The organism is Microbacterium hydrocarbonoxydans (genome assembly GCF_023715885.1).
Lineage (GTDB): Bacteria > Actinomycetota > Actinomycetes > Actinomycetales > Microbacteriaceae > Microbacterium > Microbacterium hydrocarbonoxydans_C.
The window spans coordinates 613,538-626,152 of record NZ_JAMBOY010000002.1; the positions used below are offsets into that span (position 1 = coordinate 613,538).

A 12,615-nucleotide genomic window follows, 5' to 3' on the forward strand; every position below is an offset into this window, starting at 1 on the left:
ATCGCCCGGTGCGCCGGTATGCCGTCGCACGGATCTAAGGAGCAGCATGAGTACGTCCACAGCGCCCGCGAATCCACGCTCGCGGGTCATCACCGCCAGCCTCGTCGGCACCACGATCGAGTTCTACGACTTCTACGCGTACGCCACCGCCGCCGTGCTCGTCTTCCCCGTCCTCTTCTTCCCGACGGGCAACGACACCACCTCGCTCCTGTCGTCGTTCGCCGTGTTCGGCGCCGCGATGGTCGCTCGCCCGATCGGCGCCGTGGTGTTCGGCCACTTCGGAGACCGGTTCGGTCGCAAGGCCACGCTGGTCGCGTCGCTGCTGACGATGGGGATCGCGACGTTCGTGATCGGCCTGCTGCCCACCTTCCAGCAGATCGGGTGGTGGGCCGCGCTGCTGCTGCTCATCCTTCGTCTGTTCCAGGGCTTCGCGCTCGGCGGCGAGTGGTCGGGGGCCGCGCTCGTGGCCACCGAGAATGCCCCGGCGGGCAAGCGCGCCTGGTACGGCACGTTCCCCCAGCTGGGCGCTCCGCTCGGGTTCATCATCGCGAACTTCCTCTTCCTCGCCATCAACTGGCTGCTTCCGCACGCCGAGAACCCGGCGCTGAAGTCCGAGGCGTTCCTGTCGTGGGGCTGGCGGATCCCGTTCCTGTTCTCGGCCGTCATGGTCATCATCGGCCTGTGGGTGCGCCTCAAGCTCGTCGAGTCCGACACGTTCAAGAAGGCCGAGAAGGTTGGGGCGATCCGCAAGCTTCCGCTCGCGACGGTGTTCCGTCACCACTGGAAGGCACTGATCCTCGGCACGTTCATCATGCTGGCGACGTACGTGCTGTTCTATCTGATGACGAACTTCACTCTCGCGTACGGCACCAAGCCCGCGTCGCTGGAGACGGCATCGGCCGCAGCGCAGGCCGCTGCCGAGGCCGCGGGCAAGGACTTCGACGCATCGGCGTTCGCCGCCCAGTTCTACCCCGGCCTGGGCTTCGGCTACACCGACTTCGTGCTCATGCAGATCGTCGGTGTCGTGTTCTTCGGCATCTTCACGCTGCTGTCGGGTCCGATCGCCGACGCGGTCGGCCGCCGCAAGCTGCTGCTGTGGGTCACGGGCCTCATCATCGTGTTCGGCCTCACGTTCAACGCGTTCCTGCTGCCCGCGATGGACCCGAAGTTCACCGGCGCGCTCGCGCAGGCGTTCCTCGTGTTCGGCTTCATGCTCATGGGCGCCACGTTCGGCCCGATGGGCGCTCTGCTGCCGGAGCTGTTCCCGACGAACGTGCGTTACACGGGGTCTGCGATCTCCTACAACGTGTCGTCGATCCTCGGCGCCGCGGTCGCTCCCCTCATCGCCGTGTGGCTGTGGGAGCTCGGCGACGGCGCTCCCTGGCTCGTCGGTCTCTACCTGTCGGTCATGGGCGTGCTGACGTTCATCGCCCTCGTGCTCTCGCCCGAGACGAAGGACACCGACTACGAGTCCGACCTGGGAGTCGCCGCCGCCGTCGAGCTCTGACGGAGCCTCTCCCGCGAACGGCCGCATCCCGATCGGGGTGCGGCCGTTCCGTGTGTCCGGCTCAGCCTGCGGCGAGGAAGCTCTCGATCGCGGCGATCGTGGTGGTGTTGTCACGGTGCAGGATCCCGCGGATGCCGACGGCGACTGCCCCGTCGATCGCCGTCTGGTGGTCGTCGATGAACAGCACCTCGGCCGGATCGGCGTCGAGTGCTTGCAGCGTGCGCAGGTACGCCTGCGGCTCGGGCTTGGCGACACCCAGTTCGTGGCTGTAGCAGATCGGGTCGAAGATCGACGCGAAGCCGAAGCGGCGCTCCTCCTCCTCACGCGCTCCGTCGGCGGAGTTGGAGAGGATCGCGGTCCTCGCTCTCCCGCGCAGCGAACGGGCGTACTCGATCAGCTCGTGATTGCCCGTGCCGCAGTAGGCATCCCAGAAGTCGGCCCGGATGGCGGAGCGCTGCTCGTCGTCGAGGTCGAGGGCTCGGGCCAGCTCCGCCCAGAATGCGCCCTCCGTGCCGACGGTCAGGTCGATCCGCGGGAGGTCCGCTGCGGCGAGCCGCGCGTCGAGATCGTGCCACATGAGGCCCGAGACCCCGCGCACTCGCTCCCACCACTGTTCCTGCCAGCTGTCGTCGTCCACGACCTCCAGCACTCCCCCGATGTCGAACAGGATCCACGGCTTCTTCGGCATCCGCACACCCTATGCGATGCGTCTGCCAACCCCCGTTCGTCAATGAATGTTGACAATCCATTGCAAGTCAATGAAGATTGACGATGGCAACATCCCCAGATCACCCGTCGGAGGCTCTCATGTCACTCACGACCGCCCAGGCCCTCGAAGACCGCGGCGAGCCGATCGCGGAGCTGCACCGACTCGCGGCGCTCCGCTCCGAGATCGCACGCGCCGAAGAGTCCGAGGTCCGCCGCGCGCGCAACCTCGGTTACTCCTGGCAGGCGATCGCCGGCGCACTCGGCGTGAGCAAGCAGGCCGCCCACCGACGGTTCGGCAGCCGCTGACGCACAGCCCACCCACAGAATTCGCGCCCGCACGAAGTACGGTCGGAGTACCCCCTTTCAGAACGAGGTCACGCATGTCCAGCACGGCGACGTCACGCCGACGCGGACGGGGCGCATCGCAGGACGGTCCGCGCGCCACCTTCCGCCAGCTCCTCCCCTTCCTCTTCGAGCACAAGCGCACGCTCATCGTGGTCGCGATCCTCAGCGTGTTCGGCGCCGCGACCTCGCTCGTGCAGCCCCTGCTCGTCGGCCAGGTCATCGAGGCGGTGCAGTCCGACGCAGGCATCGGCATCCTCGTCTGGCTGCTCATCGGGTTCGTGATCGTCTCGTCGATCATCTCCGGCTATCAGCACTACCTGCTGCAGCGCACCGGCACCGCGGTCGTCTACTCGAGCCGCCGCAAGCTCATCTCGCGCATCCTGCACCTGCCGATCAGCGAGTTCGACGCCCGCCGCACCGGCGATCTCGTCTCGCGCGTCGGCACCGACACGACGCTCCTGTACGCCGTGCTCACGCAGGGACTGGCGGATGCCGTCGGCAGCGCCCTGCTGTTCCTGGGCGCTCTCATCGCGATGCTCGTGATCGATCCCGTGCTGCTCCTGCTGATCGTCGTGGTCATCGGTACGTCGGTCGTGGGCGTCACGCTCCTCAGCGGGCGGATCCGCACGGCATCCACCGCTCAGCAGGAGAAGGTCGGCGAGCTAGCCTCCGGAGTCGAGCGCGCCGTGGGATCGATCCGCACCGTTCGAGCCTCGGGCGCGACCGAGCGCGAGACCGAGTCCGTGTCGAGGCTGGCGTCGGAGGCGTACGGCATCGGCGTGCGGATCGCGAAGATCTCGTCACTGGTCGTTCCGATCGCCGGCGTCGCCCTGCAGCTGTCCCTGCTCGTGGTGCTCGGCGTCGGCGGCTTCCGCGTCGCCGACGGAGCGATCACGATCGCCTCCCTCATCACGTTCATCCTGTTCCTGTTCATGCTCGTGATGCCGCTCGCGACCACGTTCGGCGCGATCACCTCGGTCAATCAGGCACTCGGGGCGCTCGGCCGCATCCAGGAGGTCCTGGACCTGCCGACGGAGACCCAGCAGGACCCCGAGATGGCCGTCGGCATCCCGCGCGATGACGCCGACCCCGGTGCGCCCGCCATCGAGTTCCGCGACGTGCGGTTCCGGTATCCCGAGAACGTCGTCGCCGCTCGCGCCGCCGCCGAGAAGGAGGCACGGACGCTGCTCGCCGACGCGCATCTCGACCCGAACGAGGATGCCCCGGGCGTTGCGACCGATCGCGAGGTGCTCCGAGGTGTCTCGTTCGCCGTGCCACGCGGCGCGCGGGTGGCCCTGGTGGGCCCGAGTGGCGCCGGCAAGAGCACGATCCTCTCGCTCGTCGAGCGGTTCTATGACCCGACGGGCGGGTCGATCCGCCTCTACGGACACGACGCACGCACGTATCCGCGCGAAGAGCTGCGGGCACAGTTCGGCTATGTCGAGCAGGATGCGCCGACCCTCGCGGGCACGCTCGCCGACAATCTGCGACTCGCGTCGCCGGATGCCTCGGATGCCGACTGCGAGCGGGTCCTCCGAGCCGTCAACCTCGGCGACGTGCTCGAGCGCAGCCCGCGTCGCCTGCAGGCCCCGGTGGGCGAGGACGGCGTGATGCTGTCGGGCGGCGAAAGGCAGCGACTCGCGATCGCCCGCGCGCTGCTGACGGATGCGCCGATCCTGCTCCTCGACGAGTCGACGTCATCGCTCGACGGCGTGAACGAGCAGCGGATGCGGGAGGCCATCGACGCCGTGTCGACCGATCGCACGCTCATCGTGATCGCGCACCGCCTGTCGACGGTCGTCGACAGCGACCTGATCGTGGTTCTGCAGGACGGTGTCGTGGTCGGGCAGGGCACGCACGCCGAGCTCGTGGAGCAGGTACCGCTGTACCGCGACCTCGCGCGCCACCAACTGCTGGCGTAGGCGGCCGCTCCCGCGCCCGAGATCAGGAACATCGCTCCAGATCAGGATGATCCGCCGAGCATCGTCCTGATCTCAGGCGATCCCCCTGTTCCTAAGCGGGGCCGCACGCAAACGCGAGGGCGGGATGCCGGAGACCACTCAGCCATGGGTTCGTCTCTGACTTCCCGCCCTCGCGGGTCTGGGGTCCTCCTGGGTGGAGGGGTGTGGGGCGCCGGCTCCCCCGAACCGGCGCCCGGCTCTCACGCCTTGTCGAGGCGGTAGCGCAGGGAGGCGAGTTCGGCGCGCAGCGCCGCGGGCACCTTGTCGCCGAAGGTGTCGTAGAACTCCTCCGTGAGGTCGGCCTCGGTCTTCCACGCCTGCGGATCGATCGAGAAGAGTTCTTCGAGGTCGGCCTCGGGCACGTCGATCCCGTCGAGGTTGAGGTCCTCGATGCGCGGCAGGCGACCGATGGGGCTGTCGACGGCGGGCACGTCACCCGAGATGCGGCGGATGATCCAGTCGACGACACGCGAGTTGTCGCCGAATCCCGGCCACAGGAATCGGCCGTCGGAGCCTCGGCGGAACCAGTTGACCTGGAAGATGCGCGGCGCGCGGTCGAAGCGGAGCCCACGCCCGACCTTCAGCCAGTGTCCGAAGTAGTCGGCCATGTTGTACCCGCAGAACGGGAGCATCGCGAACGGGTCGCGGCGCAGCTCGCCCACCTTTCCCTCGGCCGCGGCGGTGCGCTCCGACGAGATGTTCGAACCGAGGAACACGCCGTGTGTCCAGTCGGTCGCCTCGACCACGAGGGGGACGTTGCTCGCGCGGCGTCCGCCGAACAGGATGACGTCGAGCGGCACGGCCTCCTCCCAGTCCTCGGAGATCTGCGGGCACTGCGCCGCCGACACCGTGAAACGGGAGTTGGGGTGCGCCGCAGGGCGTCCGGAATCCGGCGTCCACGCGTTGCCCTCCCAGTCGGTGAGCTGAGCCGGCGCGTTCTCGGTCAACCCCTCCCACCAGACGTCGCCGTCCGGCCGCAGGGCGACGTTCGTGAAGATCGTATTGCCCCAGAGGGTCTCCACCGCTGTGACGTTGGTCGCCTCGCCGGTGCCGGGTGCGACGCCGAAGAATCCGGCTTCCGGGTTGATCGCCCAGAGGCGTCCGTCCTCCCCGGGGCGGATCCACGCGATGTCGTCGCCGAGGGTCTCGACGCGCCAGCCCGGGATCGTCGGGCGCAGCATGGCGAGGTTCGTCTTGCCGCAGGCCGAGGGGAACGCGGCGGCGACGTGGTAGGCCTTGCCGCTCGGATCGATCACGCGGATGAGCAGCATGTGCTCCGCGAGCCATCCCTCGTCTCGGGCGATGACCGAGGCGATGCGCAGCGCGAAGCACTTCTTGGCGAGGATCGCGTTGCCGCCGTACCCGGAGCCGAAGGAGTAGACCTCGAGCGTCTCCGGGAAGTGCACGATGTACTTGTCGTCGTTGCACGGCCACTCGACGTCGGGCTCGCCCGCGGCGAGCGGCGCGCCCACGGAGTGAACGGTCTTGACCCAGGGCGCTCCCTCGGCGATCTGCCGCGTGACCGCGTCGCCGACGCGCGTCATGATGCCGATGGAGGCGACCGCGTACGCGCTGTCGGTGACCTGGACGCCGATGTGCGACAGGGGTCCGCCGACCGGTCCCATCGAGAAGGGCACGACGAACATCGTGCGCCCGCGCATCGAGCCCTCGAAGATCTCGGTCATCTTCTCTCGCATCTGCGCGGGGTCGGCCCAGTTGTTCGTGGGTCCGGCATCCTCTTCGCGCTCGGAAGCGATGAAGGTGCGGCCCTCTGTTCGGGCCACATCGCTGGGGTGGGAGCGGGCGAGGTACGAGCCGGGACGCCACTCGGGGTTGAGCTTGATGAGCTTGCCCTCGCTCACCAGCCCGCGCAGCAGCCAGTCGTTCTCGGCGCGCGACCCGTCGACCCAGTGGATCGAGTCGGGCTGCGTCAACGCCGCGATCTCGTCGACCCAGGCGGACAGCTCCTTCATCGCGGGCGTGTCATAGGCCGGCGCCGCCCCGAACGTGCGCAGGGGTGCGACGGATGCTGCGCGAGGGGTGAAGACTTCGGCGATCGCCATGACTGCTCTCCTTTGAAGTGGGGCCGTTGCATCCATCTTCTTGGGGGTTGAGCGCCACTTTTCACCAAAACCAGCGATAAGAATCGCTCTTCTTTCGCTAGTATCAAGGAATGGCACCCTCCGGCATCCATCTGGCGACCCTTGGGCACCGCATCCGCCACCACCGTCTCGCGAACGGCTACACGCTTGACGAACTGGGTGCGCTGGTCGGCGTCGCAGGATCGCAGCTCAGTCTCATCGAGAACGGCAAGCGCGAACCGAAGCTGTCCCTGCTGCAGGCGCTCGCGCAGGCGACGGGCACCGAGGTGACCGACCTGATCTCCGGCGAGCCGCCCAACCGCCGCGCCGCGCTGGAGATCGAGCTGGAGCGCGCGCAGGAGAGTCCGGTGTTCCGACAGCTCGGCGTTGCGCCCGTGCGTGTGACCAAGGGCATGAGCGATGAGACCATCGAGTCGGTCCTGGGTCTGCACCGCGAGTTGCAGCGTCGAGAGCGCGAGGCGATCGCGACGCCGGAGGAGGCGCGCCGGGCCAACACCGAGCTGCGTCTGCGCATGCGTGCTCAGCACAACTACCTCGGCGACATCGAGAAGCTGGCCGAGAAGCAGCTGCGGTCGGCCGGACACGTGCAGGGCGCTCTCACCCATCGCACCGTGAGCATCATGGCGGAGAAGCTGGGCTTCGAGCTCATCTACGTCAGCGACCTGCCGCACTCGACGCGCTCGGTGACCGATCTCGAGAACGGACGTATCTATCTGCCGCCGGCGTCGATCCCCGGCGGTCACGGCCTGCGCTCGATGGCGCTGCAGGCGATGGCGCACCGCCTGCTCGGCCACACGCCGCCGACCGACTACGCCGACTTCCTGCAGCAGCGGCTGGAGATCAACTACTTCGCCGCGTCGTGCCTGATGCCCGAGACCGCGGCTGTGGCGTTCCTGCAGCAGGCGAAGAAGGACCGCAACCTCGCGGTCGAGGACTTCCGCGACGCTTTCGGCGTGACCCACGAGGCGGCGGGCATGCGGATGACGAATCTCATGACACAGCACCTCGGCATGTCGCTGCACTTCCTGCGGGTGGACGCCACGGGCGCCATCACCCGCGTGTACGAGAACGACGGTCTTCCTCTGCCGATGGACGTGACGGGGGCTGTCGAAGGCCAGCGGGTGTGCCGCAAGTTCCAGGCGCGCAGCGCCTTCACCCAGCAGAACCGCACCACGGAGCACCATCAGTACACGGATACGCCGTCCGGCACGTTCTGGTGCTCGACGCAGACCGGGTCGTCGACCGACGGCGAGTTCTCGGTGACGGTCGGCGTGCCCTTCGACGACGCGCGGTGGTGGCGCGGACGCGAGACGTCGGACCGCGCCGTGTCGACCTGCCCGGACGAGGCGTGCTGTCGCCGCCCGCCGGCCGACCTGGCCGAGCGGTGGAACGGCAAGGCGTGGCCGAGCGCCCGCGTGCACACCCACATGTTCTCGCCGCTGCCGCGCGGTGCGTTCCCCGGGGTGGACGACAACGAGGTCTACTCGTTCCTGGGGCGGCACGCGAGCGAGTGACGGTTCCTCCTGCGGCGAGCATCTCCCCTACTCGTTCCTGGGGCGGCACGCGAGCGAGTGGTCCCAGCGCCCGCCTCTAATTCCTTAGGAACCTCGTGAATCGCGCGAGCGCCTCCTGCACGGCATCCTCGTCCACCGGCGGACCGCCTGTCTCGAAGAGCTCGGGGGGCGCGCCGAGGGATGCGGCGGCATGCGTCCAGCATCCGATCACCCTGCCGTCGGAGACGAGGGTCGCTCGCACCATGCCGTTCTTGCCGGGGCCCACGGCCGCAAGGTGCTCCGGGGCGCACACCGCCGTGCGGTCGGCGTAGGAGATGTAGTACTCGTCGAAGGCTCCGAGCGCGAACACGGATGCTGCGATGGGCGCCCGTCTCGGACGCGCGCTCGCGACGAAGACCCCCTCCTCGACCTCTGTGATCCGCCCGTCGGCGCGCTCGCGCGCCTCTCGTGACTGCCCGAGGGTGAGACCCGACCACCACGCGAAATCCGCGACCGTCGCCGGTCCGTGCCCGGCGATGTAGCGGACGAACAGCTCGGCGAGGGGATCGTCCGGTCGGGCGTGCTCGCGGATGTGACCGTCGACGAGCACGAACCGCTGCTCGCGCGTGATGCCGTCCCGTGCCACGACCGGCCCCTGGCACAGGAGACCCCTCAGGGTCAGCTCGCTCAGCAGGTGGATGCCGCGCTGCCCGCTGGGGTCGACCCCGATTCCGGCGAACACCTCGAACATCTCGGACCTCGTGAGTCCGCCGTCGCGCAGACGCGGCACGACCGCCGCTGTGACGACGTCGATCATGGCGTCGTCGATGCCGAGGTCGCGGCGGCGCCCGGCCGCCTGCTGGCGCTGTCGCTGCGCGGTGACCGACAGCACCCAGCTGAGGTCGCGCGCGGGAACGGTGTGCAGGGTACCGCGCATGGTCCACGCGCGCACGAGGTCGCCGCGGTCGAAGGCCCGGTCGACCGCGGCAAGTGTCGGCTCACCGCGGGTGCGGGACGCGAGAACCCACCGTCCTGCCGTGAAGTCCTGGCTCTGCACCGCGAGCATGTGCGCAGCCGCGTCGGACACGGTGCGCGCCGGGGCCGTAAGGCGATGCGAGCGGAGGCGCTCCGCCCGGAGGGTCGCGGTCTTCATGTCCCCATCATGGCGGGCACCTCCCCCGCCGACCCACCCCCTTCTGCGCGAGCCACCCCGTTCGTCGCCGTCGCAAGAGGGGTGGGTCGCTCAGAATGGGGTGGCTCGGCGTGCAGAGGGGGGTGGGGAACAGGGGGATCAGGCGTGCAGCGTGACCTCGCGGCGTGCGGGAAGCACGACGAGGTGCGACCCTGCCATGACCTCGAGCACGCGGATCACCTGGCAGGAGTAGCCGTACTCGTTGTCGTACCAGACGTACAGCACGACGTCGCGGTCGTTCGCGATGGTCGCGAGTCCGTCGACGATGCCGGCGCGGTGGGATCCGACGAAGTCCGTCGACACGACCTCAGGGCTCTCGACGTAGTCGATCTGCTGGCGCAGCCTGGAGTGCAGGGAGACGCGGCGCAGGTAGTCGTTGAGCTCGTCCTTGACCGCGGGGCGGTCGAGCGTCAGGTGCAGCACGGCGAGCGAGACGTCGGGCGTGGGCACGCGGATCGCCGACCCGGTGAGCTTGCCTTCGAGTTCGGGGAGGGCACGGGCGACGGCCTTCGCCGCGCCGGTCTCGGTGATGACCATGTTGAGCACGGCCGAGCGTCCGCGGCGGTCGCCGCTGTGGAAGTTGTCGATGAGGTTCTGGTCGTTCGTGAACGAGTGCACGGTCTCGACGTGTCCTCGGACGATGCCGTAGGCCTCATCGACCGCCTTGAGCACCGGGGTGATGGCGTTGGTGGTGCAGGAGGCCGCTGTCACGATCCGGTCGTCGGACGTGATCGTCTGGTCGTTGATGCCGTGCACGATGTTCTTCAGCGCGCCCTTGCCGGGCGCAGTCAGCAGCACCCGTGCGACGCCGGTCGACTCGAGGTGACGGCTCAGCCCGGCCTCATCTCGCCAGCGCCCCGTGTTGTCGACGACGATCGCATCGTGGATGCCGTAGGCGGTGTAGTCGATCGATGCCGGGTCGTCGGAGTAGATCACCTGGATGCGGGTGCCGTTCGCGATGATCTGCTCGGCCTCCTCGTCGACGGTGACGGATCCGGCGAAGCGTCCGTGCACGGAGTCGCGCAGCAGCAGCGAGGCGCGCTTGACGAGGTCGTCGGCCGAGCCGCGCCGCACGACGATCGCGCGCAGCCGCAAGCCGCTGCCGCCGCCGGTATGCGCGATGAGGATGCGGGCGAGCAGCCGGCCGATGCGCCCGAACCCGTACAGGACGACGTCGGTGGGCTCGGCGGCCGTCGCGCCGATCGCGGGGGCGAGCGCCTCCGCGAGGTGCTCGACGAGCGACGCACCGCTGTCACGGTGACCCTCGACGAGGCGCGCGACGTCGAGGGAGGATGCTCCGGGCGCGAGCGCGTGGATCGCCTCGATGACGGCGAGCGTGTCCTCCAGCGCGAGCTCCTCGTGGCCGAGCTGGGCGACGCGGTCGTGCATCTCGACGATTCCGGTGGCCGAGAGTCCGACGAGGCGGTGGCCGTGCAGCGAGGTGACCACGTCTCGGTCGCGCTTGAGGGCTCCGATGAGCGGGATCATCCGCTCGGCGAGCTCTTCGCGCGCGGTCCAAGCGTCGTGGGATGCGGCGGTGTCGTTCATCTGCGTCCTTGCATGTGTGAGCGCGCCGAGGTCGCCGGCGCGCGGAGTTGCCGGGTGAGCTTCGGGGGATGCCACCAGGGTACGGTGCGGGTGCGAAGTCGAGGAAATCGGGATGACGGCCGCCGCGCGGTCACCCGGCTCGGCGGAGTGCGCCGAGCAGGAGCTCAGCGGCGAGCGCGGCGACCGCTCACATCGCGAGGCAGAGCAGGGCGACACCCGCGGCCATCGACCACGATTCCACGCCGAGCAGCGTGCGGGTGCGGCGGTCGGAGGAAGGGCTGACCACCTGCTGCGACACGATCGTCCAGAGCACGACGCCGATGACGCCGACCACCCCGACGAGCGACAGGATGCCGGTGAACTGCGGGCCGTGATCGTGGTGCCCGAAGGAGCCGGCGACCTCGCCGGCACCTGCACCCGAACCCACCCCTGCACCTGCCGTATCCCACAGGCAGATCGCCAGCACGAGCGAGACCACGGCGCGATGGAAGCACATCGGAGCGGCCCGGAGCCCTCGCACTCCGATCGTGCCCGCCATCGCCGACAGTAGTAGCAGCACGCCGAGGATCATGTGCGACAAGGCTCCACCGCCGAGCGCGGCCAGCGCCAGGAGAGCCGACGCCCGCAGGAGCGCCATCTGGCGCGCCTGCCACGGCACCCGCCGCCACGCCGCGAGGCATGCCGCCCCGGACACGAGTCCCGCCAGGGCCAGCAGCCACGGCGCACCGGGGACGAGGGGATCCACGGGATGATCCTACGGGCGCCGAGCCACGGTCGCCCCGCCCACGCTTCTCAATCCACGAGACGCGCGCGATCAGTGGGTCAATGCGGCGATCGCCACGCGCAGGATGCCGTCGGCGTCGACGAGCGCGGCGCGCGCGGCATCCGGCTCCGCCCCCGTGGTGAGGAGGAGGATCGCGAGCTTGACGGAGCCGTCGGCCGCGGCGAGCGCCGACGACGCCTGAGCGACGTCGGCGCCGGTGAGCTCGGTCACCGTGCGGATCGACCGCGCGTGCAGTTTCTCGTTCGTGGCGAGGAGGTCGACCATGACGCCGTGGTAGGTCTTACCGAGGTTGATCATCGACAGCGTCGTGAGCATGTTGACGACGAGCTTCTGCGCGGTTCCCGACTTGAGGCGGGTCGACCCCGAGATGAACTCCGGACCGGTCACGATCTCGACCGCGATGTCGGCGACCGCTCCGATCGCAGAGTCCGCGTTGGAGGCGATCGCGACGGTGAGCGCACCGATGCCGCGGGCGTACTCCAGGCCGCCGATGACGTACGGCGTGCGGCCGGAGGCGGAGATGCCGACCACGGTGTCGCGCTCGGTCAGCTGCAGTTCACGGAGCGACTCGCCGGCCGCATGGTCGTCGTCCTCCGCGTTCTCGACGGCGGAGCGGATGGCGGTCTCGCCACCGGCGATGAGACCGATCACCATCGACGGGTCGGTGCCGAACGTGGGCGGGCATTCGCTCGCGTCGAGCACGCCGATGCGTCCGGCGGTGCCGGCGCCGATGTAGATGAGGCGTCCGCCGCGGCGGAACCGCTCGGTGATGCCGTCGACGGCCGCGGTGATCTCGGCGCTCCGCTCGGCGACCGCATCCGCGATGCGCTGGTCTTCGGCATTCATGCGACGAACGAGCTCGGCGGTTCCGAGCAGGTCCAGGTCTCCGCGTTCGGTCGACGATGCCTCGGTACCGAGGGCGGAGAGCTCGTCGAGCAGGGCGGACAGTCGCTGGGCTTCAGTGGGCACGGTGTG

Annotated in this window: 10 protein-coding genes; 4 read left to right on the forward strand and 6 right to left on the reverse strand. The window is 69.2% G+C overall.

Annotation, left to right across the window (positions count from 1 at the left end; all coding sequences use genetic code 11):
* Positions 1 to 46 precede the first annotated feature (46 nt).
* Positions 47 to 1,507, forward strand: coding sequence for an MFS transporter (locus M3195_RS07240; protein WP_251586030.1), 1,461 nt, complete (start codon positions 47 to 49; stop codon positions 1,505 to 1,507).
* Positions 1,508 to 1,568: 61 nt separating this feature from the next.
* Here M3195_RS07240 and M3195_RS07245 read toward each other — a convergent pair whose 3' ends face one another.
* Positions 1,569 to 2,195, reverse strand: a complete 627-nt coding sequence (locus M3195_RS07245; RefSeq protein ID WP_251586032.1) for an HAD family hydrolase — start codon at positions 2,193 to 2,195, stop codon at positions 1,569 to 1,571.
* Positions 2,196 to 2,314: 119 nt separating this feature from the next.
* On the opposite strand from M3195_RS07245, the gene M3195_RS07250 reads away from it, so the two are divergent.
* Positions 2,315 to 2,521, forward strand: a complete 207-nt coding sequence (locus M3195_RS07250) for an AsnC family protein (RefSeq protein WP_251586034.1) — start codon at positions 2,315 to 2,317, stop codon at positions 2,519 to 2,521.
* A gap of 74 nt (positions 2,522 to 2,595) precedes the next feature.
* Positions 2,596 to 4,482: an ABC transporter ATP-binding protein gene (locus M3195_RS07255; protein WP_251586036.1), complete on the forward strand. Its 1,887-nt coding sequence runs from the start codon at positions 2,596 to 2,598 to the stop codon at positions 4,480 to 4,482.
* A 239-nt stretch (positions 4,483 to 4,721) separates the two neighbouring features.
* Here the strand turns inward: M3195_RS07255 and M3195_RS07260 are convergent, their stop codons facing one another.
* Complete coding sequence (locus M3195_RS07260) at positions 4,722 to 6,584, reverse strand: phosphoenolpyruvate carboxykinase (GTP) (RefSeq protein WP_251586038.1); 1,863 nt, start codon at positions 6,582 to 6,584, stop codon at positions 4,722 to 4,724.
* A gap of 110 nt (positions 6,585 to 6,694) precedes the next feature.
* Here M3195_RS07260 and M3195_RS07265 point away from each other — a divergent pair, with 110 nt between their 5' ends.
* Positions 6,695 to 8,137 (forward strand): XRE family transcriptional regulator, encoded by a 1,443-nt coding sequence (locus M3195_RS07265; RefSeq protein ID WP_251586039.1) that lies wholly within the window; start codon positions 6,695 to 6,697, stop codon positions 8,135 to 8,137.
* A gap of 76 nt (positions 8,138 to 8,213) precedes the next feature.
* Here M3195_RS07265 and M3195_RS07270 read toward each other — a convergent pair whose 3' ends face one another.
* The 4 genes from M3195_RS07270 to murQ form a co-directional block, all read right to left on the reverse strand.
* Positions 8,214 to 9,269, reverse strand: coding sequence for a winged helix DNA-binding domain-containing protein (locus tag M3195_RS07270; protein WP_251586041.1), 1,056 nt, complete (start codon positions 9,267 to 9,269; stop codon positions 8,214 to 8,216).
* A 138-nt stretch (positions 9,270 to 9,407) separates the two neighbouring features.
* Complete coding sequence (locus tag M3195_RS07275; protein WP_251586043.1) at positions 9,408 to 10,856, reverse strand: glyceraldehyde-3-phosphate dehydrogenase; 1,449 nt, start codon at positions 10,854 to 10,856, stop codon at positions 9,408 to 9,410.
* 187 nt (positions 10,857 to 11,043) lie between these two features.
* Positions 11,044 to 11,601 carry a hypothetical protein gene (locus M3195_RS07280; RefSeq protein WP_251586045.1) on the reverse strand — a complete coding sequence of 186 codons (558 nt, stop codon included), beginning with the start codon at positions 11,599 to 11,601 and terminating at the stop codon, positions 11,044 to 11,046.
* A 69-nt stretch (positions 11,602 to 11,670) separates the two neighbouring features.
* Positions 11,671 to 12,609, reverse strand: coding sequence for an N-acetylmuramic acid 6-phosphate etherase (gene murQ / locus M3195_RS07285; RefSeq protein ID WP_251586047.1), 939 nt, complete (start codon positions 12,607 to 12,609; stop codon positions 11,671 to 11,673).
* Positions 12,610 to 12,615: the final 6 nt, after the last annotated feature.

Coding starts and splice junctions, on each gene's coding strand:
- M3195_RS07245 (WP_251586032.1), bottom strand. CDS start 2,195: ATGCCGAAGAAGCCGTGGATCCTGTTCGACATCGGGGGAGTGCTGGAG.
- M3195_RS07250 (WP_251586034.1), top strand. CDS start 2,315: ATGTCACTCACGACCGCCCAGGCCCTCGAAGACCGCGGCGAGCCGATC.
- M3195_RS07275 (WP_251586043.1), bottom strand. CDS start 10,856: ATGAACGACACCGCCGCATCCCACGACGCTTGGACCGCGCGCGAAGAG.
- M3195_RS07260 (WP_251586038.1), bottom strand. CDS start 6,584: ATGGCGATCGCCGAAGTCTTCACCCCTCGCGCAGCATCCGTCGCACCC.
- M3195_RS07270 (WP_251586041.1), bottom strand. CDS start 9,269: ATGAAGACCGCGACCCTCCGGGCGGAGCGCCTCCGCTCGCATCGCCTT.
- M3195_RS07240 (WP_251586030.1), top strand. CDS start 47: ATGAGTACGTCCACAGCGCCCGCGAATCCACGCTCGCGGGTCATCACC.
- M3195_RS07265 (WP_251586039.1), top strand. CDS start 6,695: ATGGCACCCTCCGGCATCCATCTGGCGACCCTTGGGCACCGCATCCGC.
- M3195_RS07255 (WP_251586036.1), top strand. CDS start 2,596: ATGTCCAGCACGGCGACGTCACGCCGACGCGGACGGGGCGCATCGCAG.